The sequence below is a fragment of the Nonomuraea sp. NPDC005650 genome (assembly GCF_040605375.1).
GTDB lineage: Bacteria > Actinomycetota > Actinomycetes > Streptosporangiales > Streptosporangiaceae > Nonomuraea.
Genome location: NZ_JBEXCR010000012.1, coordinates 26,072 through 47,785, shown reverse-complemented (window position 1 = coordinate 47,785; position 21,714 = coordinate 26,072). Strand labels below are relative to the sequence as shown.

Sequence of the window (21,714 nt, the reverse complement as noted above, 5' to 3'; positions counted from 1 at the left end):
CGATCCTCTTATCGCGGGCCCAGGACGTGCTGGCGCTGCGCGCCCAGGCGGTCGATGCCCAGCTCGATGACGTCGCCGGGCTGCAGCCAGATGGGCGGGTTGTGACCCATGCCGACGCCGGGCGGGGTGCCGGTGTTGATCAGGTCGCCCGGCTCCAGCACCATGAACTGGCTCAGGTGGTGCACGATGAAGTACGGGTTGAAGATCATTGTCTTGGTGGAGCCGGTCTGGCGGCGAACGCCGTTGACGTCGAGCCACATGCCCAGGTTCGTGACGTCGGGGATCTCGTCGCCGGTGACCAGCCAGGGGCCGGCCGGGTTGAAGGTCTCGGCGGACTTGCCCTTGGACCACTGGCCGCCGCGCTCCATCTGGAAGGCGCGCTCGCTGACGTCGTTGACCACGCAGTAGCCGGCGATGGCCTCCTTGGCCTCCTCGACCGAGTCGAGGTAGGAGGTGCGCCTGCCGATGACGATGCCGAGCTCGACCTCCCAGTCGGGCTTGGTGGAGCCGCGCGGGATGCGCACCTCGTCGTTGGGGCCGATGAGGGTGTTGGGCGACTTGGTGAACAGGATCGGCTCGGCCGGGACGGCCTGGCCGGTCTCGGCGGCGTGGTCGCTGTAGTTGAGGCCGATGCACAGGATCTGGTGCGGGCGGGCGATCGGCGCGCCGACGCGTTCGCCCGCGAACGGGTGCACCTGGCCGCGGGCGACGCGGTCGGCGACGGGCCCGGCGAGCAGGGCGCTGCCGCCGGAGCCGAAGAACTTCTCGTCGAAGTCGGGGGTGAGGTCGGCGACGTCGACGTAGTGGCTGTCGTCCACGCGGACGACGGGCTTCTCGGCGCCGGGCGCGCCGATGCGCATCAGGTACAACGCGTTCTCCGTGTTCGGATCGGGAGGGTACGGGCGGCGGTGCGGTTCATGGGGTCTCCCGCCCGGCGACGATGCCGCGGATGGCGGGCAGGTCGTCGACGAGCGTCTTCAGCGGCGTCCGGTAGGCCAGGCCGCTGACGCTGACGGCGCCGCTGGGCACGGTGGGCGAGGTCAGGTAGGCCGGGACCGCCACGCAGTTGACGCCCGGCTCGTTCTCCTGGTCGTCGACGGCGTAGCCCAGCTCGCGGATGCGGGTGAGCTCGCCGTGCAGCTGCTCCACCGTGCCGATCGAGCGCTCGGTCGGCAGCTCCAGCCGCCGCTCCCCCACCCACCGGCGGACCGCGTCCTCGGTACGCAGGGCGTCGGCGAGCAGCACCTTCCCGACGGCGGTACAGTGTGCCGGGTTCCGGCCGCCGACGACGGAGGTCAGCCGGACGGCGCCGTCGGGCGGGTCGAGTTTGGACCGGTAGACGACCGAGGCTCCGTCCAGCACCGCGTAGTGCACGGTCTCGCCGTAGCGCTCGCACAGGGCCTGGAGGATCGGCGTGACCCGCACGTGGTCGGGCCGGGCCTCGTGGTGGGCGAAGGCCATCCGCAGGAACTCGTCGCCGAGCACGTACCGCCCGTGGCCGTGCTGGGCCGCGAAACCGGCGCGACGGAGCGACGCCAGGGCACGGTGCACCGTCGGCTTGGGGCTGGCCACCGCGCGGGCCATCTCCTCCAGGCCGATCCCGTCGGGGTGGCGGGCCAGCTCGGCCAGAACCGCCAGCACGCGGTCGGATCCGACGAGCTTCGACTCGGCGACCATCTCGGACATGTTCCGAACGTTAGACTATCGTTCCGAAAAGTGAAAGTTGACCCCCCTCTGCGGGCCCGCACTTCCCTACCGCGACGACTGATTCACCGAAGCGGATCACCCAACCTTCAGGGCGGCTGAAGCCTGCGCTAGGCTTCAGCCACACTGAAGGTTGGAGGTCTGAGGAATGCTGGAGCATGTCCTGCTGTCGGTGCACGTCCTGGCCGGCATCGTGTTCGTGGGCGGCTCGGCCGTGGCGACGAGCCTGTTCCCCCGCTACGCGCCGGTCGCCGCCGGGTCCGGCGATCCGCCGGATCCGGGCGAGCGCAGCCGGGGCGTGGCGCTCGCGCTGCACCGCATCACCGGCGGTTATGCGGCCTTCGGGCTCGTCGTTCCCTTCGTCGGGATCGTCCTGGCGAGCGTGCAGGGCCGGATGGGCGAGATCTGGATCATCATCTCCATGGTCCTCACCGCCGTCGCGGGCGCCCTGCTGGCCACGCAGATCCACCCGCGCCAGCGCGTGGCGCTCGACGAACCGGGCGACGAGCGGCGGCTGCGCACGCTGTCCATGCTGGCCGGCTTCTACAACCTGGCCTGGGCGGTCGTCGTGGTCCTGATGATCGTACGGCCCGGATCGGGAGACTGACCCGGCATGCGCCTGCTGCGAATCGCGGCCGCCGTCGAGGCCGCCTCCCTCGTCGTCCTGTTCGGCAACCTCCTCACCGTCCACGCCAAGGCGATCACGACCTTCTGCGGTCCGCTGCACGGCACCGCCTATCTCGCCGTGATCGCGGCCACCTGGACGGTCCGGCCCGCCGCCCGGGGGCGGGCGTTCGTCCCGGGGATCGGCGGGCTGCTCGTCCTGCGCGCCCGCGCCGGAGCCTGAACGCGGGGCGGCCGTCTCCCCGGACCCGCGTCAGATCAGACTGTCGCGACGGGCCGTCGTGGCGGCCTCCACGCGGGAGGCGGCGCCCAGTTTGGCGAGGATGTTCGAGACGTGCACGCCCGCGGTCCTGGCCGAGATGAACAGCCGCCCGGCGATCTGCCGGTTGCTCAGCCCCTCGGCGACCAACCTGAGCACCTCCAGCTCGCGGGGCGAGAGGACGGGTTCCGCGGTGAGGCTGATCCGCAGCGTCGCGGCGGTCCGCGCCACCTGCCGCCGCAGCGCCCGCGCGCCCAGGCCCGCGGCCGTCGCCGCCGCCTCGCGCAGCGGCTCGCGGGCGTTCGCGGGGTCCTGCTCGGCCGCTCTGACCAGGGCCTGCGCCAGCGCGTACGGCTGGCCGACCGCCCGCCAGCGGGCCACCGCCGCCTCCCAGGGCCCTCCGCACTCGGCTTCGAACGTGGCCCGGTACGCCTGCTGCACCCGTCCCGTCGTGGCGATGCCGTCCGGGGCCTCGCGGACGCGTCCGACGCGGGCCGCCAGGGCCAGCAGCGGCCAGGCGTAGCGGCGGCTCAGCGTGAGGTCGTGCTCGTTCAGCACGTGGTCGACCACCCGCCCGGCGCGGCCGGGGTCCTCGCCGGCCACGGCGAGCCGGCATTCCAGCAGGTCGGGCTCCAGGCAGGAGTCGTAACCGCGGGACCGGCCGCGCATCAGCGGCCTGGCCAGGCGGACGACGTCGTCCGCCTCCTCGAAAGAGCCCTCCCACACGGCCACCGTGCCGAGGACCATGAGGACCCAGGCGCGGTGGATCGGCGGCGGGTCGAGCGCCAGCGCCGATCGCACGACCTCGCGGGCCTCCTCCCACCTGCCGAGGGAGGCCAGGGGTTCGGCGAGGTTGGCGGCCAGGTGGGCGCCGCGGGAGCGGGTCAGGCCCAGGCGTCTCGCCCTGGCGACGCCCTCGCGGGCGACCGACTCGGCCCTGGCGTGCTCGCCCGCCGCCTCCAGGACGTCGGCCTGGCTGGCGTAGGAGACGAGCAGCGTGTCGTCGTCCGGCGCGCGCCTCCTGGCCTCGGCGTACAGGCCCGAGGCCGCCTCCAGGTCGCCGTCCAGGGCGGTGAGGGCGGCCAGGGTGACCAGGGATCCGGTGTCGCCCAGCGCCCGCGCCTCCTCGGCGAGGGCGCGCGCCTCGGCGTCCTGGCCGTTCCAGGCCAGGGTGGTGGCCAGCGCGCCGATCAGCCTGGCCTGTCTCGGCGCCAGGCGTACGGCCTCGCGCAGGTCGTCCAGGCCCTCCTCGCCGAGCAGGTCGCGGATGGCCGCGCGGAGCTCCAGGAGGTGCGCGGCCCGCAGCGGGTCGGCCACCTCGTCCAGGGCCCGGCCGGCCAGCTCCTCGGCCCGCTCGGCCTCGCCCGCGCGCAGGGCGTCACGCGCGGCCATCTCCAGCACCCAGGCGTGGTCCCTGGCGGCCGCCCCTGCGTCGTCGTCCCAGAGTTCGAGCACGCGGTCCCAGCGGCGGGCCTGCCAGGCGGCCTCGAAGGCCAGGCGGCGCTCCCCCGCCGCGTACCAGTGGTCGGCGGCCCGCTCGGGCTGGGCCCGCGCGCAGCGGGCGTGCAGGCGCCGCCGTTCGCCCGGCAGCAGGTCGTCGTAGACGGCATCGCGGATCAGCGCGTGCCTGAAGACGTACGCGTCGCCGTCCACGAGCAGCAGCCGCGCGCGTACGACCGGTCGCAGCGCCTCGTCCAGCGCCAGGTCGTCGTCCAGCCCGGCCACCGCCCGCAGGACGTCGTGCGGCGTCCTGCGGCCCGCCACGGCGGCGATCCGCAGCACCTCCAGGCTGCCGCGGCCGAGCCGTTCCGCCCCGGCGAGCAGCAGCTCGCGCAGCGTGGCCGGGGTGGCGGCGCCGGCTCCCGCGTCGGCCAGCGCCTCGACGAACAGCGGGTTGCCCTCGCTGCGCGCCATGATCAGGTCCAGCTCGCCGCCCCGCCCGGCCTCGTGGAGCGGCAGGCCGGCCCGCGCTTCACGGCGACCGTCGGCGTGGCCGGGGGAGCCGTCCGCGTGGCCGAGCATGCGGGCCACCTCCGCCCGTCCCAGCGGCGGCAGCCTGAGCACCTCGGCGCCCGGCAGCCGCAGCGGCTCCCTCGACGTGACGACGAACAGCACGCCAGGGCGCATCGCGTTGCGCAGCAGGAACATCAGCAGGTCGCGGGTGGCCTGGTCGGCCCAGTGCACGTCCTCCAGGACGAGCGCGAGGGGGCGGCGGGCGGCGGCGCGTTCGACCAGGAGCAGCACCTCCTCGAAGAGCCGCGCCCGCCCCAGCTCGGGGCCCGTTTCGGCGTCCGCTTCGGGGCCCAGCTCGGGCAGCAGGTGCGCGAGGCCCCGGCGGCCGCCGCCCGGCACCAGGTCCGCCCCGTGCTCCCTGACCAGGCGGCGCAGCACCGGCACGAAGGGCGCGTACGCCGTCCCGCCCGGATCGGCCCCGCCCTCCGCCACCAGCGCGTCGAGCCCGCCGGTGAACTCGCGCACCAGCCGCGACTTGCCGATCCCCGCCTCGCCGACGACCAGCACGGCGGCGGGCGTGCGGTCCCAGGCGGCGGCCAGCCGGGCCAGCTCGGCCTCACGTCCGACGAACACCTACCCATTATGAAGAGGCGGCTAAGCATGATGCCCGATGTGCCGGATACGTCGTTCCGGCAGCGTCGTGACCATGATGTCGCGCTCGATGAACCTGATGATGGCCGCCTCCGTGGCCGGGCTCCTCGGCTTCTACCTCCTCTACGCCACCGTCCCCCTGTACGTGGCGACGGGCGGCGCGGGCGAGATCGGCGCCGGCGCGGCCACGGGCGCCATGATGCTCGCCACGGTCCTGGCCGAGCTCGCGGTCCCGTGGCTGCTGTCCAGGATCGGCTACCGCGCCGCGATGGGGCTCGGGCTCGTGCTGCTCGGCCTGCCCGCCCTGCTGCTGCCCCTGTCCCCCGCGCTGCCCCTGGTCCTCCCGGTCGCCCTGCTGCGCGGGGCCGGACTGGGCATCCTCGTCGTGACGGGCACGGCGCTCACCGCCGAGCTGGTGCCCGCCGAGCGCCGCGGCGAGGGCCTGGGCCTGTACGGGGTGGCCGTCGGCGTCCCGTCGATCCTAGGCCTGCCGGTCGGCTTGTGGGCCGGCGGCGCGGCCGGGTTCACGGCCGTCTTCGTCGCGGCGGGGGTCGCGTCCCTGGCCGGACTGGCCGCCGTGGCCGGGCTTCCGTCCACCAGGCCCGCACGGGTCGGAGCGCGCCGCCTGGGTGGGCGGGGCCTGGCGGGGCCGGCGCTGGTGTTCACGGGGGTGACGGTCGCGACCGGCGTCATGGTGACGTTCCTGCCGCTCGCGGGATCGCCCGAGCTGGCCTCCGCCGCGCTGCTCGCCCAGTCGCTGGCCACGCCGGCGGCGCGCTGGCTGGCGGGCAGGTACGGCGACCGGCACGGCTCGGGCCGCCTCCTCGCGCCCGGTGTGCTCGCCGCCGTCGCCGGCGTCGCCCTGCAGATCGCGACCGGGGACGCCGTGGCGGTCGTGGCGGGGATGGCGCTGTTCGGGTCGGGGTTCGGGGTGCTGCAGAACGCGACGCTGGCGGTGATGTTCGAGCGGGGCGAGGCGTCGGGTGTCAGCGCCCTGTGGAACCTGGCCTACGACGCGGGGATGGGGGTGGGGGCGATGGGGTTCGGGCTGGTGCTCGGGCACACGGGCTACCCGATGGGGTTCGCGCTGGTCGCCGCCCTCATGGCCGCCACGTTGCCGCTGACCCGGGCCGGGACCGTACGGCGCGAACCGTCGATCCGGTGATCGCCGTCCCGCTGGCGAGCGCCCGGCCCGCGCACCGGACGGATCAGGCACTCGCCACCCGGCCCGCGACCAGGCGTCCGCCGGTCCACTCGCGACCAGGCACTCGCCGCCCCGCTCGTGATCAGGCGTCGAGCTCCCAGCGTTCGCCGGTCGGCAGGTTCGTCACCCGCAGTTCCGGGCCCGCCAGGGCGACGGCGTCCGAGGCGGTGCCGGTGGGGCGGAACAGCCGCGACAGCGGGTCGTCCCCGTGGGCGTCGTGGATGGGGACCAGGACCTTGGCGCCCAGCGCGGACGCCCCCGCGACGGCCTCACCGGGCCCCATGACCAGGCGGGGCCCGAGGGGCGAGCGCAGCCCGTTCACGGGCAGCAGGGCCAGGTCGACCGGCGGCCGCCCGGCCCGGTAGCGCTCCAGCGGCGCCACCTCGCCCATCTCCCCTCCGAAGAAGACGACCCGGCCGCCCGCCGTGGTGAAGACGTAGGCGTTGTTGGGCCAGACGGCGGTTCGCCCGGACGGCACGACCGTCATGGACAGGCCGGGCGCGAGGTCGAGTGTCCGCCCCCACGTCAGGCGTTCCGCCCGCCGGAACCCCAGGGCGCGGGCCCGGCGGGCCATGCCGCGCGCGGGCACGTACAGCGGCGTGTCGTCCTTGGCCGGGAAGCGGCGCAGCGCGCGCAGGTCCCAGTGGTTGGTGGCCACGTTGGTGACGACGATGGCGGTGAGCGGGGGCAGGTCGGGAACGCGCAGGCCCAGCGGCTCCCCACGGCGCAACCACCAGCGCTCGGTGAACCACGGGTCGGTGAGGACGGCGTGGCCGTCCAGTTCGAGCAGGACGCAGGAGTTGACCACCCGCGTCATCGCAACGGTCGGCTTGATCATGCCGCAACCGTGCCGGTTAATGTACACATGAAGTCAAGCGAGGAGATGGCCATCGGAGAGCTGGCGGAGCGGTTCGGGCTGGAAACGCATGTTCTGCGCCATTGGGAGAGCATGGGCCTGCTGGCACCCGCGCGGCACGCGGGCGGCCGGCGTGCTTACGGGCAGGCCGATCTCGAACGGGTGGCGCTGATCCTGATGGGCAAGGAGGCCGGCTTCACGCTGGGCGAACTGCGCGTGCTGCTGTCCACCTCCAGCCCGATGGACCACCGGGACCTGCTGGACCACCACGTCCAGGAGCTGGAACGGCGGATCTCGCGGGCCCGGGCGGCCAAGGACCTCATCGAGCACGCCCTCGCCTGCCCGCAGAGCTTCGCCGAGTGCGAGCACGCCCGCCGGCAGGTCGCCGCACGCATCCCGCCGCTCCACGAAACCTCAGAATCCTTGGACAAGTGATCATCATGACCAGACTCCCCGGACGCGTCCTCGTGACCGGAGCCGCCGGGAACATCGGCCAGGTGCTGCGCCGCACGCTCCTCCAGAAGATCGCGCAAGTGCGCCTGTCCGACCTCCGCGACGTCGGCCCGCTCGCCGCGCACGAGGAGTTCGTACCGGCCGACCTCGTGGACCTCGACCAGGTGCGGGCGGCCGTGCGGGGCGCCGACGCGGTGGTCCACCTCGGGGGTGTCGCCGACGAGGCCGGCTTCGACGCGATCAAGGGCCCCAACCTGGAGGGCGCCTACAACGTCTTCGAGGCGTGCCGCAGGGAAGGCGTCCGGCTCGTCGTCAACACCAGCTCCAACCGGATCACCGGCTTCCACCCGGCGGGAGCCACTCTCAGCGGGGAGGAGCCGATGCGGCCCGACGGCCTGTACGGCGCGGCCAAGGCGTTCGGGGAGGCGCTGGGCAGCCTGTACGCCGACCGCTTCGGCCTCGACGTGGTCTCCGTACGCGTCGGGTCCTTCGAGGAGCGCCCGGCCGAGCCGCGCCACCTGCACACCTGGCTGAGCCACGACGACGCGGCGCGCCTCTACGGCGCCTGCCTGACCGCGCCGCCCGGCACGGGGCACGTGATCGTCTACGGCGTCTCGCGCAACACGCGGTCGTGGTGGACGCAGAGCGCGGCGGCGAGCGCCCTCGGATACCGCCCGATGGACGACGCGGAGGACTTCGCGGCCGAATTGGGGGCCTACACCGAGCCCTGCCAAGGGGGCCGGTACACGGACTACGAGTACGGCGGATGGGCCACCCGGCCCGGAGACACCCGTTAACTGGAGCGGTTCCGCGATACGCGCTAGCCTTCCATAAAGCGGAACAGGGAGGCGAGGGCCGTGGCCGACGGGCAGTCCCCGGTGGGCAGCGTCGATCGTGCGCTGCTGATCTTGCAGGAGATCGGCAAACACAGCAGAGGCGTTACGCTCGACGAGCTCGCCACCAGGCTCGGCCTGCCCAAGAGCTCGCTGCACCGGCTGCTGGGCGCCCTGAAGCACCGGGGGTTCGCCGCGCAGCCGGAGCCGAGCGGGCCTTACTTCCTCGGCACCGAGATGCTGGCCACGGCCTTCAGGTTCTACGAGACGATGGACCTGCGCAGCCTGGTGCGGCCGCTGCTCCTGCGGTTGAGCGAGGAGTTCGCCGAGACGGTGCACATGGCCATGCTGGACGGCGGCGAGGTCGTCTACCTGGACAAGGTGGAGGCGGTGCGCACGATCACGATGACGTCCGTGGTGGGCGGCCGCAACGCCGCCCACTGCACGGGTGTCGGCAAGGCGCTGCTGGCCTGGACGTACCCGACCGACGAGGCCCTCAAGGCGTGGGCCGCCCAGTACGGCCCGCTGGCGACCAGGACCCGCAACACCGTGACCAACCCCGCCAAGCTGGCCACCCACCTCGACCAGGTCCGCCGCCGCGGCTACGCGCTCGACCTGGAGGAGAACGAGCCGGGCGTGCGCTGCGTGGCGGTCCCCGTCTTCCTGGGCAGGACCGCGCCGGTCGCGGCGGTGAGCGTGACGGCGCTCAAGGACCGCATGTCGCCGGCCAGGATGGAGGAGATCGGCCACAAGCTGCGGCAGGCGGTCGCCGAGCAGGTCTGAAGGGCGCGTGACGCGGCGCTCCATCGTCGGAGCGGCGCGGAACAGCATTCCGCTGTACGGATAGGAGTGAGGATGAGGCTGGAGGCGGTGCCGGTCCCGCGGGCCCGGCTGGGCGAGGGGCCGCGGTGGGACGCGGACACGGGGACGCTGCTGTGGGTGGACATCCCGGCGGGGCTGGTGCACCGGCTCGATCCGGCCGGCGACGAGCAGGAGACGATCGACGCTGGGCAGCCGGTGGGCGTGGCGGTGCCACGGGCCCCCGGCGGGCTGGCGCTGGCGGTCCGCGACGGCTTTGCCGTACTGGACGGGGGGAAGCTCGAGGTGGTGGCGGCGGTGACCGCCGCCGAGCGGCCGGGCAACCGGATGAACGACGGCGCCTGCGACCGCGCCGGGCGGTTCTTCGCCGGGACGAAGGCCGAGGACGACACCCCGGGGGCGGGCAACCTGTACCGGCTGGACCCCGATCGCGGCTGCGAACACATCGTCGACGGGGTGACGATCTCCAACGGCATCGGCTGGAGCCCCGACGAGCGGCTGCTCTATTACGTGGACACGCCGGCGAACCGGGTGGACGTGTTCGACTACGACCCGGCGACCGGAGGGATGGCCGGTCGCCGGACGTTCGCCGAGCTCCCGCAGCCCGACGGGCTCACCGTGGACTCCGCGGGGCACGTGTGGGTCGCGTTGTGGGGCGGCGGCGCGGTCGTGCGGCTGCGGCCCGACGGCGGCCACGACCTGACCGTGGAGGTGCCGGCCACCAACGTGACGAGTTGCGCCTTCGGCGGCCCCGGCCTCGACGTGCTCTACGTGGCCACCGCGTGGGACGGCAGGACGGGCGGGGAGCTGTGGCGGTGCCGCACCTCCGGCACCGGGCTCCCCGCCAATCCGTACCGCGACCTCAGCCCTTGACCGCCCCGGTCAGCGCCTGGACGAACCGGCGCTGGCCGAACAGGAACACGGCCAGCACCGGCAGGGTGGTCAGCACCGTGCCCGCCATGATCGCCGGCCAGTCGGCCCGGTGCTGGCCCTGGAAGGTCGTCAGCCCCGCCTGCACCGTGAAGTTGGCCTCGGAGTTGATCGCCACCAGCGGCCAGAACAGATCGTTCCAGGCCGTGATGAACGTGATGACGGCCAGCGCCGCCATCGCCGGCCTGGCCACCGGCAGCACGACCCGGAAGAACACGCCGAAGCGCGAGCAGCCGTCGATCCGCGCGGCCTCCTCCAGCTCCTTGGGGAACGACTGGAAGAAGGAGGTCATCAGGTAGATGCCCACGGCCGAGGCCAGCGACGGCACGATCAGCGCGCCGAGGGTGTCGGTCAGCCCGGCCTCGCTGAAGATCAGGTACGTCGGGATGACCGTGAGCTGGAACGGGATCAGCGCGGTGGCGATGACCAGGACCAGCACCGTCTTGGAGCCGGCGAACCTGATCCTGGCGAAGGCGTACCCAGAGCACGAGCTGGGCCGCCACGATGACGCCCGAGACGATCACGCTGTTGAGGAACCAGCGCGGGAAGTTCGAGCGCTCGACGACCGTGCGGTAGCCGCCCAGGTCCACGGCCTCGGGCCAGACGGCCGGCGGGAACCGGTTGAGCTCGGCCTGGGTCATGACCGAGCTGAGCAGCAGCCAGGCGAACGGCAGCACGACCACCGCCGACATCGGCACCAGCACCAGGTGCCACTTGCTGGGCGGTCTCATCCGGTGGCTCCCCTCCGCCGCGCGATCAGCAGGCCCGTGACGATCAGCGCCAGGGTGCCGGCGAACAGCACGTACGCCACGGCCGCGCCGTACCCGGCGGTGTTGAAGGTGAAGGCGAGCTGCCAGACGTAGTAGACGATGGTCACGGTCGCGTTGGCCGGGCCGCCCTTGGTGGTGGTCATGACCAGGTCGAAGAACTGCAGCGCGTCGATCACGCCCCAGACCGTCAGGAAGATCGTCATCGGCCGTACGGACGGCACGATGACGTGCCGGAAGGTCGCCCACGAGCTCGCTCCGTCGATCGCGGCGGCCTCCAGCACCTCCTTGCTGATCTCCTGGATGGCCGCCAGGTAGATGACCACGGCGAATCCGAACCGCGTCCAGAAGAAGATCGCGGTGAGCACCAGCATGGCCTGCGACGGGTCGCTCAGCAGCCCCTGCACCGGCAGCCCGAGCTGGACGAACAGCCCGTTCATCAGCCCGAAGTCGCGGTCGAAGATGTAGCCCATGAGCAGCCCGGTGGCGGTGGCCGAGACGATGTACGGCACCAGGAAGCAGGTCCGGTAGAACCCGATCCCGCGGACCTTCCTGTTCAGCAGCACGGCCACGAGCAGCCCGGTGATCAGGGAGGCCGGGATGTAGAGCACCAGCAGGAGCCCGGTGTTGGTCACCGCCTGGAGGAACACGTCGTCGTCGAGCAGCGCCCGGTAGTTGGCCAGCCCGACGTTCGTGCCCGGTGTCATCAGGTCGGAGTCGGTGAACGACAACGCCAGCGCCCAGGCCATGGGCACGAGCGAGAACCCGAGGATGACCAGCGACGCGGGCCCCGCGAACGACCAGCCGGCGACGTTGTCGCCGAGCCTGCGGCGGTCGCGGGGCTGCCGGTGCCCGGCGCGGGCGGCGCTGAGCGCGGTGCTGCTCATGATCCCGGTACGGCCAGCGCGCCGTCGGCCTTGCCGGCCGCCTGGTCCAGGGCGGTCTTCGCGTCGCTCCTGCCGAGCAGCGCCTGGGCGATGGCCTCGGCCACGAAGGCGGAGACCCTGGGGTAGCGGGTGGTCGGCGGGCGGACCCGTTTGGCGTTGGCCAGGTTCGCCGAGATCACCTCAATGCCCGGATATTTCGCGACATAGTCCTTATAGCCGGGCAGCTTGGTGATCGACTCGCGGATCGGCAGCGAGCCGGTGTCGCTCATCCACTCCAGACTGCGGGCCGGCTCGGCGGTCCGCAGTCCGTCGACGGGACAGAAGGCGGCGAACCAGGCGGCGTGGGCGGCGTCGTCACGTTCCAGGTTCGCCGCCGGCCCACCGAGGCGGGGCCGCGGCCCCCACGGGTCGCCGAGTCTCATAGCTGCCCCTAATTCTGCGATACGGAATGTCATTCCGAATCCGTGCCAGAACACCAGGAAGCGAGGCCACTGTCAAGGGCCAGCCCAGATTCCACATTCCGGAACGCTGGTGCGCGATTCGGAATCGGTGCTAGTTTCGGGGAAATCTTCCGAAGGGGCGGTCCATCGATGTACCCCGAACTCGACACTCCGGCGCTCGTCATCGACCTAGACGCAGTCAGGGCCAACATCACCGAGATGGCCGAGGCCGCCGCCAAGCACGGCGTCAGGCTGCAGCCCCATATCAAGACGCACAAGATGCCCGAGCTGGCGCGGATGCAGCTCGACGCCGGGGCCGGCGGCATCACCTGCGCCAAGCTGGGCGAGGCCGAGGTGATGGCCGACGCCGGCATCGACGACATCCTGCTGGCCTTTCCCATCTGGGGCGAGCCCAAGCTGCGCCGCCTGGCCGCCCTGCGCGAACGGGCCAGGATCCGCGTCAGCCTCGACTCGCCCGAGGTGGCCGCAGGGCTCGGCAGGCTGGGCGGGCCGCCGGTGGAGGTGCTGGTGGAGGTGGACACCGGTCAGCACCGGCTGGGCCGCCCGCCCGGCCGTCCCACCGCCGACCTGGTCGCCGAGATCGCCGCCGTCCCGGGCGTCGAGGTCGTGGGGCTGCTCACGCTGGCCGGTCACGCCTACCACTCGCGTACGCCGGCCGAGCTCGCCGAGACCGCCCGCCGCGAAGGCGCCGACCTGGTCGCGACCGCCGAGCTGTGCGCGCGGGACGGCATCGAGCTGCGGGAGATCAGCGTCGGCTGCACCCCCACCGCCCGGCATGCGGCCGGGGTGGCCGGCGTGACCGAGATCCGGCCCGGCACCTACATCTTCAACGACACCGCGATGATGCGCCTGGGCGTGGCCACCGAGCAGACCGCGGCGGCCCGCGTGCTGACCACCGTCATCGCCAGGCCGACGCCGGAGCGGGTCGTCTTCGACGCGGGCACCAAATGCCTCACCTCCGACGGAAGCGGCACGCCCGACTGGATCAGGGCCGTGGGCCTGCCGTACCTGCACATGGACTTCCTCAACGAGGAGCACGCGGTCGCCCACCTGGAGCCCGGACATCACGGCGAGCTGCCGGTCGGCACGCGGGCGCAGCTCATCCCCGGCCACGCCTGCTCGGCCGTCAACCTCTTCGACCTCGCCTACGGTGTCGAGAACGGGCAGGTCACCACCGAACTCCGCGTCGCGGCCCGCGGCGCGGTCCGCTGAGGAAAGGGACGTCATGCGGGGACTCTCCGGCAAAAGAGTGCTGATCAGTGGGGGGAGCAGCGGCATCGGCGCCGCCACGGCCCGCAGGTTCCTGAAGGAAGACGCCAGGGTGGTGCTCGGCGGGCTCGACCGGGCCGAGGTCGACGGCGCGGTGGCGGAGCTGTCCGCGCTGGGCGAGGTGCACGGGCTCGCCGGCGACGTCAGCGCGCAGGCCGACGTGGCCCGGCTGACGGAGGGCGCGATCGCGACCCTGGGCGGCCTCGACGTCCTGGTCAACAACGCCGGCACGGCCTGGCGCGAGCCGTTCCTCGACATCACCCCCGAGCACTGGGACAGGATCATCGCGGTCAACCTGCGCGGCATGTTCCTCGTGGCCCAGGCCGTGGCCCGCCACCTGGTGGAGCAGGGCACGGGCGGGGTCATCCTCAACATGTCCTCCACCAACGGGCTGGGCGGCGAGGCCGACTACGCCCACTACAACGCCTCCAAGGGCGGCGTGCTGCTGCTCACCAAGACGATGGCCGTCGAGCTGGGCAAGCACGGCATCCGCGTCAACGCGCTGTGCCCCGGCTACATCCAGACCCCGCTCAACGCCTCGATCTCGGCCGGGCTGGCGGGCGACTTCGTCACGGCGTACGAGCGCGACCACATCCCCCTCGGCCGGGCGGGGCTGCCGGAGGAGGTCGCGGCCGGGTACGCCTTCCTGGCCTCCGACGACGCCGCCTTCATCCACGGCACGGAACTGGTCATCGACGGGGGACAACTCGCGATCATGTAACGGCGGCTCACGGGTGCGACGTCCGGACACAGCCGACGCACACCCGTCCGAGCCCGGCCCTCTCCCCTCCCCCTGAGACGGGCGGGGCTTCACCCCTACGTGTGAATGGTCGACCCGGTAGCCGAGGGACGACTCCCGGGGCAGCGAGGTCACCCACGTTCCTTTGCGCGGACCAGCCGGCGGATGCGCGGCCGCCGCCACATGACCACACCCGAGGCCGGCAGGACGGGCACGACGACCCGGCGCATCGCCACCTGGGCGGAGAATCGGCGGGCGGCATCAGGCAGACGTAGGCGCCGATCGCCAGCCCGGCGATCAGGTGCACGGCTCGCTGATCAGGCGACGACAGTACTCCCCGGGCCATCCGCTGTTACGGACAAGCCCAATGTCAGTGCCAAGACCCAAAATGACGGACATGAACCAAACGCTGCCACTGGCTCTGCCGACCACGCTGGTGAACCTCCACCGCATCGACTTGACCGCGCCCTACTCCAGGGGCTGGGGCGTCTGTGCATACGACGTCGCGACCGCGCCGAACGGTGAGGTATACGCGCTGTACGGGGTCAGCCGATACACCTCCGGTGTGGCCGACGACGAACAGGACCCGGCGATAGCCAACTTCGGCTACCGAATCATCACCCGGTACTCCACAGCCGGGGACGCGCTGGCGAGTGCCCTATGGGAGACCTCCGACAGAGCCGCCACAGCGGTGGCCGAGGGCGGCGACATGACCTTGTGCGTCCTGCCGGACGGCACCCTCGCGGTCAGCGCCTCCCCGAACAACACCACCCTGATCACACCCGACCTGAGCCGGGTGGTGACCACCTACGACTCAAAGGACCTGCGCCCCTTCGAGGAGTTCACGCCGGGCGATGCCTTCGCCAGTTCCATCGGCGTCACGCCCTCGGGCCGTCTGCTGTGCACCGTCGCCGAATACGGTGTGTGGAAGTACGGCAACCTCCTCACCAACATCGTCGGTGTGGCCGACGGTGCTCTGACTGCCACTTCCAAGCCGGTGATCGAGGCGCTCGCCTCGCTCGATCCCGAACCGGCCCACCAGAGCGAGGTCGATGTGCGCGCGCACATCGCGTATCAGGGCGCCCCGGTAGGCCTGGCCAATCGGCCCCGGCCGGCACTGACCGAACAGGTGGCCGACGAGGATCGCCTCTCAGGCTGGCACCGCTCACACCTCGGGCGGGCCGTGCCGCTGGCCGATGACCTGTTCGTCGTCCCCGTGTACGCCAAGACTTTCCGCGGCGGCAGCCGTGGTCAGCCGTTCGTCTTCGCCCTTGTCGATGACCAGGGAAAGATGACCGGGCGCCTCGATGGTATGGACAAGTGGCGCGACTCCCCTTTCACCGGCTTCTGCTTCAACCTCGCCGCCGACCCTTACAGGGGCTTCGCCTACCACCTCAACCGCTACGGCCTGTACGCCTGGGATAAGTCAGGGATCCTGCGTGTCAAGCTGGACACCGAAGGCAAGGCCTTCAAACCGCTGACCCACTTCACCCTCACCACCTGCTCGCCCGCCGGTGAGCTGCTGCTCGTCCACAACAAGCAGCACCTGGTCCTGCGCGTGCCTGCCCCTGATGATCTCACCGGCCTGGCGGCCTCCGTCGAGGAGGCGCTGCACGGGTACGCCAGGCAACGCACCGTCCTGAAGAAGCAATGGGCACCCGTCAACTGGCACTGGACCCAGAGGGACGTACCTCTTCATCGCCTCTGACAACCCTCATCGGTATCGCCCCACGAACTGCGTGCCCGTGTACAACCTGATCCCTGAACCCGCTGCATGGGGCGACAATCGAGCCAAGATGGCAGGTCATCAAGCCGTTGCTGCCCTGGCCCGCCGGAGCCGGGCCGAAGCCGGAGGCTGGCTCGGCGAGGTCGAAGGTCTCCGGGTCAGCCTGGCCGGCGCCGAGGAGAAGCTCCGCCGGCTCGATCGGGGCCACGGGCAGCATACGGCCATGGCCCTTGGCATCCCCACCGCGCGTGGTGATCGATGAACCCACGAGAGTGGGCTGCCGCATGGCCCTCAACCGAGATCGAGAACAAGTTCAAAGAAACGTGCGTCAAACGCCCTTCAGAACACGATCAAGTGCCGCCCGGCCTGCAGGTCCCCAGTTCGGCTTCCCGCCGGGAAGGCCCCGATCTCCGTTCTGCCCCATGAGCATCAGGAAGAGGCTCTTCATGGCGGCCAGCCCGCGGGCGCGCCTGATCGTCGCCTCGTCCGCGTGCGCGTACGCGTCGAAGAACCGTGCGGCCGTGCCCGCGGGGAGCAGCACCCACGCGGCGCCGAGGTCCCACGCGGGATCGCCGGCGAACAAGGCGCCGAAATCGATCACGCCCGAGAGCGTCCCGCCCGAGACGACGACGTTCGCGGGATGGAGGTCACCGTGCACCCACCTCGGCGGGCCCTCCCACTCGGGGGCCGCGACGGCATCGGCCCAGACGGCCCGGACGGCGCTGACATCGCCGACGGCGTCGGGGTCAATGGCCTGCAAGAACTGTTCGAAGCCGCCCGTGCACCTCTTGGGGTGAGCGCCGAAGTCCGAACTGGCCGGGGCCTCGGCGGGCGCCTCCACATGGAGCGCCCTGAGGAAGCCCGCCAGCGTGTCGGCCGCGTGGGCGCCGCGGCTGATCGAGCCGTGGTCCAGCGGCTCGCCGGGAACCCACGTCATCACGGTCCAGTGCTTGGGGAAGCGCTCGGACGGTTCGCCGAACCGCACCGGGGTCGGCACCGGGAGCGGCAGCCGCGGGGCCAGCACAGGGAGCCACCGCCGCTCCTTGAACTGGAGCTCCGGGGTGGGGTCCATGCGCTGCATGCGTACGGCCAACTCGTCCCCGAGGCGCCACATTTGGTTGCCCCAGCCGCCCGCCACCTCGCGAATGGCCAACCCCGCAAGGTCCGGATGTTGCTCCTGCAGCAGATCGCGGACCAGGTCTGCGGTGATCTCGATCTCGGTGTCGGTCATGCGAAGCCACAGTACTGAGGCGGCAGGCGGAGCAGCTCTCGCTCTCCGGAACATCTCTCTGTGATCTGCCGGAGCCCAAGAAACCCGATCTCCAGTGTCATCAAGGAAAGGAGCCTACTGAGGGGGCGGTATATCGCCGGTATGTTCTCGGACGCGCTTTCTTCGACTGCGCGTACGGTATGCCGCGGGTATATCCGCCCAGGTCCAGCGCCCGAATTTGTTGACAACCAACCCGACGGCTGGCGAAATAGGCGTCCTCTCTTCGGAAGGAAACCCGTGCGTCCAGCTCGTCCTGCGGCCGCCGCCGTGTTCGTGGCCGCTGCTTTATCCGTCCCGCAGCCCGCGCAGGCGGCCGTGTTCAAACACCCCGGCGTCCTGGTCAGTCGCGCTCAGCTCGACTTCGTCAGGGCCAACCTCGGCAACGAGCCGTGGAAGTCCGCCTGGACCGCCTTGCAACGCAGTTCCTCTGCCTCGCTCTCCTACGCGGCCAAGCCTCGCGCCGTCGTGGACTGCGGCCCGGTGTCGAACCCCGACCTCGGCTGCTCCGACGAGCGCAACGACTCCATGGCGGCCTACACGCACGCCCTGCAGTGGTACCTCACCAAGGACTCCCGCTACGCCAAGAAGGCGATCCAGATCATGGACGCCTGGTCCGCCGTGATCACCAAACACACCGGCAGCAACGCCCCGCTGCAGACCGGATGGGCGGGCGCCAACTTCTCCCGCGCCGCCGAGCTCATCAAGCACACCTACTCCGGTTGGGCCCAGGCCGGCCGGTTCGCCGGCAAGCTCCGCACCGTGTACCTGCCGACCGTGATCGCCGGCGCACCCAACAACAACGGCAACTGGGAACTGATCATGACCGATGCCGCCATCGGCATCGCCGTGCACCTGGACGACCGCGCCTCCTTCGACCGGGCGATCACGACCTGGCGCGGCCGACTGCCCGCCTACATCTACCTCACCACGGACGGCTCACTGCCCAAGGCGCCACCGGGCAGCAAGTACGACACCAAGGCCGAGATCATCGACTACTGGCACGGGCAGACCAAGTTCGTCGACGGGCTGACCCAGGAGACCTGCCGCGACTTCTGGCACACCGGCTGGGGTCTCGCGGCCATCTCCCACGTCGCGGAGACGGCCAGTCACCAGGGTGTGGACCTGTACGCCAAGGCCAAGCACCGGCTGAGATACGCGATGGACTTCCACGCGCGCCTGCAACTGGGCGGGACGGTGCCGTCGTGGCTGTGTGGCGGGAAGGTCACCCGCGACCTCGGGGCGCATTTCGAGGTCGGCTACAACGCGCTGCACCAGCGTCTCGGATATGACGACATTCCTTACGCCACGCAGTGGGTCGAGCAGAAGCGTCCCGTCGGGGTGTCGCATTTCCTGGGCTGGGAGACCCTCACCCATGCGCAGAACCCGCAGTACGCCGGTATGGGGACATCGGCCACGCCGGACTTCAACGCCGACGGCGTGGGCGACCTCTTCTCCACCGCCACCGGAACGCTGACCGTCTGGAACGGCGAAGGCGGCAATCAGTTCGGCCCGGCCACCGCCATCAGCCCCGGGTGGACGCCGTACTTCTGAGTTGTCGCCGACGCAGTGGGCCCTGTACGGCACCGAACGCGACAACCTCAGCGATTTGCCTCCGTAGTCAAGGCCCCGGTGATCCACCACTGTTGGTGCTGCTGAACTATGGAGATGTCCTCCCCCATGCTGCTCAGGAGCTGGGATAGTTGCGGGCAATCGGCTTGCAAGGGTGCTACGGACAATGGCTGGCATGACGAGTTTCTCCGTGGCGCGCCGGTACAGCGTCCTCCTCTTTCTCGCACTGCTGGCGCTGGCGGGATGCGGTCTCGCAGGCGGTGGCACAAAGGGCGATGACGCCGCTCCCGCGCCCGTGACCGGCAGCGCGACCGCCGCACCCAGGGAGAGCGCACCCGCTCAGGCCAAGAGCTCACCCACTCAGGCTGACACCTCGACCGCCCAGACTGAGACCGGCCAGTCCCCGAGGGCGGTCGAGCCGGGAGGCGTCCTGACCGACGGCAGTACGGTCTCGGCCGAGCTGACCAGGGCGGGGCAGAAGGACAAGTTCACCCTGGACCTGGGCGATGCCAAGGAGTTCTACGTCACCGACATGCAGGGGGACGACATCCAGTTGCAGGTGTTCTCGGACGTCGACGGTGAGCCGTTGGGCCCGTCCAGCGTCGCGCTGAGCTGGGGCACCTCGATCTTCAAGCTGAGCAAGGCGGGCGGGCACCGGCTGGAGGTCTGGGGCAACACGAACGTCATAGGGGCGTACAGCTTCCGGATCGCGACCGTCAAGGTTCGCACCTTCCCTGTGGCGATCGGCCTGAAGATCGGTGAGGGCAGCCCCTCCGGGGCCGGGCGACTGGACGTCCCCGGACGGATCGACCGCTTCGAGTTCGACTCCGACGGCGCCACCGCCGTCAAGGTCCTCGGGGGCGCGGGGGCATGCATGGCCATCGAGTTGGAGCTGTACGACGCCGCCGACAAGAGCGTTGCCAAGGCCCGGCAGCCGTTCCCGCTGTGCGGCTACGAGTTCGACATTCCGCTCTCGAGCGGGGACGGGCGCTATGCGCTGGTCGTCAGGTCGGGCGAAGCGAAGACCGGGGCGTACTCCTTCCAGATCGCGCGTGCCGGCTGAACGGTCAGGAGCGGCGCAGGCTCCCGCGGTATTCCAGCGCGCCTGAGCCCTCCTGCCGCACGACGTCCAGCCTCTCGGGACCATTCAGCGTGAGCGTCATGTCTCCGCCCACGCATTGATCCCGCTGCGCCACGGTCATCTCGAGCACGGTGTCGCTCCTGACGCGAGTCAGGGTGGCCTGCTGCTCGCAGCCGCCGTTCGCCCACGTCCCGGTGCTCTGCCCGCCCGTCAGAGTGATCGTGACATCGGCGCCCTGCTTGCGGTCGTCCTGTGAGACGACCCGTCCCGTCCAGGTCCCCGCGAAGGCTTCAGGGATTCCGCCCGCCCTGGCCTGGGATGGTGCCGGGGTCGATCCAAAGGCCGACTCCCGGGCCGGGGACGAAGATGCCGATTTCCGGCCTGCGGACGTATCAGCCGGCGCCGGTGTCGTCGCCCCGTCGCCTGCGGCCAAGCCGCCGATCGTCCCCGTCGCGTACAGCACACCGGCCGTCGCGAACACCGCCAGGGTGACGGCGATCAACGGCATGGCAGGCCGCATCCTCCGCCGCGTGATCGGTTCGCCGTACGGCGGCGCGGAGAACGTGTCCTGCCCCGAGAGGCTGTTCGGCGTCGTCGGCCTATCCGCGGGCGGAGAGGCCGGGCCAGGCGCAGGCTCGGCAGGGAGCACTTTGGTCGGGCCGAGAGCGGGCCAGTCCGGCGGAACGTACGAACTGGGGACCGGGCCGACGTCGGGAATCGTGACGGTAGAGGCCCCAGGGTCCACCAGGCGGATCAGGAGCGACCGAGCGGAGGGGCGTGTCCGAGGATCCTTCGACAGGCAGGCGGCCAGGGTCTCGCGCAGGCTCTGCGGAATGCTCGAAAGGTCAGGCTCCTGGGTGAGAATGCGGTGGAAGACGGCGGCAACGGTGTCGCTGCCGAACGGCGCCTGGCCGGTCGCGGCGTAGACCATGGTCGCGGCCCAGGCGAAAACATCGGCCGCGGGAGACCCGTGTTCTCCCTTGAGCTGCTCGGGCGCCATGTACGGCGGGGTGCCCGACATCGTCGAGGACGCCGTACTGGCGTCGAGCGGCCGGGCGATGCCGAAGTCGACCACGCGCGGCCCGTCGGGACCGAGCAGCACGTTGGCGGGTTTGAAGTCCCGATGAACGACCCCGGCCCCGTGGATGGCCGCCAGGGCGCTGGCCGTGCCGACCGCCAGCCGCTCAAGGTCGCCGTCTCGCAGGGGGCCGCCCGCGCGTACCCGCTCCTGCAACGACGGGCCCGCGACGAACTCGCTCACCACGTACGGAACCGACCCGTCAGGCTCGGCTGCCAACACGCGGGCCGTGCAGAACGGAGCCACCCGGCGGGCCGACTCCAATTCCCTGGCCAGCCGGCGGCGGGTGTCAGGATCGGCACCGCCTCGCAGGACCTTGATCGCAACCCGATCCCCGGACGGGCTCCGCCCTTCGTAGACGATCCCCTGCCCGCCCTCGCCCAGGCGTGCGACAACCTGGAACGCTCCGAGCACACGCGGGTCTCCTGGCTCCAGCGGACCTGCGGGCATGATCTCCTCCGCGCACGTTAGGGCGGGCTGCCACCGGCACGCCGTGATTCTCCAGGATCATGCCCGATTGTAGTGACAGGTCGTGGGCCAGTGAGGTCTCCCGCTGTCAGCGCGGGGTTGCCGACGGTGTA

At 71.4% G+C, this 21,714-nt stretch carries 21 protein-coding genes and 1 pseudogene; 13 read left to right on the top strand and 9 right to left on the bottom strand.

Annotation, left to right across the window (positions count from 1 at the left end; all coding sequences use genetic code 11):
* Window positions 1-8 precede the first annotated feature (8 nt).
* Together ABZS69_RS21615 and ABZS69_RS21610 are read right to left on the bottom strand one after the other, a co-directional pair.
* Window positions 9-869 carry a fumarylacetoacetate hydrolase family protein gene (locus tag ABZS69_RS21615; protein ID WP_355375066.1) on the bottom strand — a complete coding sequence of 287 codons (861 nt, stop codon included), beginning with the start codon at window positions 867-869 and terminating at the stop codon, window positions 9-11.
* Window positions 870-915: 46 nt separating this feature from the next.
* Window positions 916-1,686, bottom strand: a complete 771-nt coding sequence (locus tag ABZS69_RS21610; RefSeq protein WP_355375063.1) for an IclR family transcriptional regulator — start codon at window positions 1,684-1,686, stop codon at window positions 916-918.
* Between the two features lie 166 nt (window positions 1,687-1,852).
* Here ABZS69_RS21610 and ABZS69_RS21605 point away from each other — a divergent pair, with 166 nt between their 5' ends.
* Together ABZS69_RS21605 and ABZS69_RS21600 are read left to right on the top strand one after the other, a co-directional pair.
* Window positions 1,853-2,311, top strand: a complete 459-nt coding sequence (locus tag ABZS69_RS21605; RefSeq protein ID WP_355375060.1) for a hypothetical protein — start codon at window positions 1,853-1,855, stop codon at window positions 2,309-2,311.
* A gap of 6 nt (window positions 2,312-2,317) precedes the next feature.
* A complete protein-coding gene (locus ABZS69_RS21600; protein ID WP_355375058.1) occupies window positions 2,318-2,551 on the top strand; it encodes a hypothetical protein in 234 nt (77 codons plus the stop codon).
* Between the two features lie 30 nt (window positions 2,552-2,581).
* On the opposite strand, the gene ABZS69_RS21595 is transcribed toward ABZS69_RS21600, so the two are convergent.
* Window positions 2,582-5,173, bottom strand: coding sequence for an AAA family ATPase (locus tag ABZS69_RS21595; RefSeq protein ID WP_355375055.1), 2,592 nt, complete (start codon window positions 5,171-5,173; stop codon window positions 2,582-2,584).
* A 73-nt stretch (window positions 5,174-5,246) separates the two neighbouring features.
* On the opposite strand from ABZS69_RS21595, the gene ABZS69_RS21590 reads away from it, so the two are divergent.
* Window positions 5,247-6,356, top strand: a complete 1,110-nt coding sequence (locus ABZS69_RS21590; RefSeq protein WP_355375052.1) for an MFS transporter — start codon at window positions 5,247-5,249, stop codon at window positions 6,354-6,356.
* 121 nt (window positions 6,357-6,477) lie between these two features.
* Here ABZS69_RS21590 and ABZS69_RS21585 read toward each other — a convergent pair whose 3' ends face one another.
* Window positions 6,478-7,233, bottom strand: coding sequence for an MBL fold metallo-hydrolase (locus ABZS69_RS21585; RefSeq protein ID WP_355375050.1), 756 nt, complete (start codon window positions 7,231-7,233; stop codon window positions 6,478-6,480).
* A gap of 27 nt (window positions 7,234-7,260) precedes the next feature.
* On the opposite strand from ABZS69_RS21585, the gene ABZS69_RS21580 reads away from it, so the two are divergent.
* The 4 genes from ABZS69_RS21580 to ABZS69_RS21565 all read left to right on the top strand — a co-directional run bounded on the left by ABZS69_RS21580 (window position 7,261) and on the right by ABZS69_RS21565 (window position 10,229).
* Window positions 7,261-7,686 carry a MerR family transcriptional regulator gene (locus ABZS69_RS21580; RefSeq protein ID WP_355375047.1) on the top strand — a complete coding sequence of 142 codons (426 nt, stop codon included), beginning with the start codon at window positions 7,261-7,263 and terminating at the stop codon, window positions 7,684-7,686.
* A 5-nt stretch (window positions 7,687-7,691) separates the two neighbouring features.
* Entirely contained in the window at window positions 7,692-8,501 is an 810-nt protein-coding gene (locus ABZS69_RS21575; protein ID WP_355375045.1) for an NAD(P)-dependent oxidoreductase, read from the top strand.
* A gap of 60 nt (window positions 8,502-8,561) precedes the next feature.
* Window positions 8,562-9,320 carry an IclR family transcriptional regulator gene (locus tag ABZS69_RS21570; protein WP_355375042.1) on the top strand — a complete coding sequence of 253 codons (759 nt, stop codon included), beginning with the start codon at window positions 8,562-8,564 and terminating at the stop codon, window positions 9,318-9,320.
* A gap of 72 nt (window positions 9,321-9,392) precedes the next feature.
* The gene (locus ABZS69_RS21565; protein WP_355375041.1) at window positions 9,393-10,229 is read left to right on the top strand and encodes an SMP-30/gluconolactonase/LRE family protein; all 837 of its coding nucleotides are present in this window, start codon (window positions 9,393-9,395) and stop codon (window positions 10,227-10,229) included.
* Here ABZS69_RS21565 and ABZS69_RS21560 read toward each other — a convergent pair.
* From ABZS69_RS21560 to ABZS69_RS21550, 3 genes and pseudogenes are all read right to left on the bottom strand, one after another.
* Window positions 10,219-10,755, bottom strand: a pseudogene (locus tag ABZS69_RS21560) (carbohydrate ABC transporter permease); the annotation flags it as partial. The gene ABZS69_RS21565 and the pseudogene ABZS69_RS21560 overlap by 11 nt on opposite strands.
* 258 nt (window positions 10,756-11,013) lie before the next feature.
* The gene (locus ABZS69_RS21555) at window positions 11,014-11,940 is read right to left on the bottom strand and encodes a sugar ABC transporter permease (RefSeq protein ID WP_355375038.1); all 927 of its coding nucleotides are present in this window, start codon (window positions 11,938-11,940) and stop codon (window positions 11,014-11,016) included.
* On the bottom strand, window positions 11,937-12,362 hold the full coding sequence (locus ABZS69_RS21550; RefSeq protein ID WP_355375036.1) for a hypothetical protein: 426 nt from the start codon (window positions 12,360-12,362) through the stop codon (window positions 11,937-11,939). Before ABZS69_RS21550 ends, ABZS69_RS21555 begins: the two co-directional genes overlap by 4 nt.
* Before the next feature lie 168 nt (window positions 12,363-12,530).
* Here ABZS69_RS21550 and ABZS69_RS21545 point away from each other — a divergent pair, with 168 nt between their 5' ends.
* From ABZS69_RS21545 to ABZS69_RS21530, 4 genes are all read left to right on the top strand, one after another.
* Window positions 12,531-13,613, top strand: a complete 1,083-nt coding sequence (locus ABZS69_RS21545; RefSeq protein WP_355375034.1) for an alanine racemase — start codon at window positions 12,531-12,533, stop codon at window positions 13,611-13,613.
* A gap of 13 nt (window positions 13,614-13,626) precedes the next feature.
* Window positions 13,627-14,391 (top strand): SDR family NAD(P)-dependent oxidoreductase, encoded by a 765-nt coding sequence (locus tag ABZS69_RS21540; RefSeq protein WP_355375031.1) that lies wholly within the window; start codon window positions 13,627-13,629, stop codon window positions 14,389-14,391.
* Window positions 14,392-14,806: 415 nt separating this feature from the next.
* Window positions 14,807-16,117 (top strand): hypothetical protein, encoded by a 1,311-nt coding sequence (locus ABZS69_RS21535; RefSeq protein ID WP_355375029.1) that lies wholly within the window; start codon window positions 14,807-14,809, stop codon window positions 16,115-16,117.
* Window positions 16,118-16,154: 37 nt separating this feature from the next.
* The gene (locus tag ABZS69_RS21530; protein WP_355375026.1) at window positions 16,155-16,397 is read left to right on the top strand and encodes a hypothetical protein; all 243 of its coding nucleotides are present in this window, start codon (window positions 16,155-16,157) and stop codon (window positions 16,395-16,397) included.
* 66 nt (window positions 16,398-16,463) lie between these two features.
* On the opposite strand, the gene ABZS69_RS21525 is transcribed toward ABZS69_RS21530, so the two are convergent.
* Window positions 16,464-17,366, bottom strand: a complete 903-nt coding sequence (locus tag ABZS69_RS21525; protein WP_355375023.1) for an aminoglycoside phosphotransferase family protein — start codon at window positions 17,364-17,366, stop codon at window positions 16,464-16,466.
* Between the two features lie 276 nt (window positions 17,367-17,642).
* Between ABZS69_RS21525 and ABZS69_RS21520 the strand changes: the two genes are divergently transcribed.
* Both ABZS69_RS21520 and ABZS69_RS21515 read left to right on the top strand, forming a co-directional pair.
* Window positions 17,643-18,956: an alginate lyase family protein gene (locus ABZS69_RS21520; RefSeq protein ID WP_355375020.1), complete on the top strand. Its 1,314-nt coding sequence runs from the start codon at window positions 17,643-17,645 to the stop codon at window positions 18,954-18,956.
* Between the two features lie 193 nt (window positions 18,957-19,149).
* A complete protein-coding gene (locus ABZS69_RS21515) occupies window positions 19,150-20,037 on the top strand; it encodes a hypothetical protein (RefSeq protein ID WP_355375018.1) in 888 nt (295 codons plus the stop codon).
* Window positions 20,038-20,041: 4 nt separating this feature from the next.
* Here the strand turns inward: ABZS69_RS21515 and ABZS69_RS21510 are convergent, their stop codons facing one another.
* Window positions 20,042-21,583: a serine/threonine-protein kinase gene (locus tag ABZS69_RS21510; RefSeq protein WP_355375015.1), complete on the bottom strand. Its 1,542-nt coding sequence runs from the start codon at window positions 21,581-21,583 to the stop codon at window positions 20,042-20,044.
* Between the last annotated feature and the right edge of the window lie 131 nt (window positions 21,584-21,714).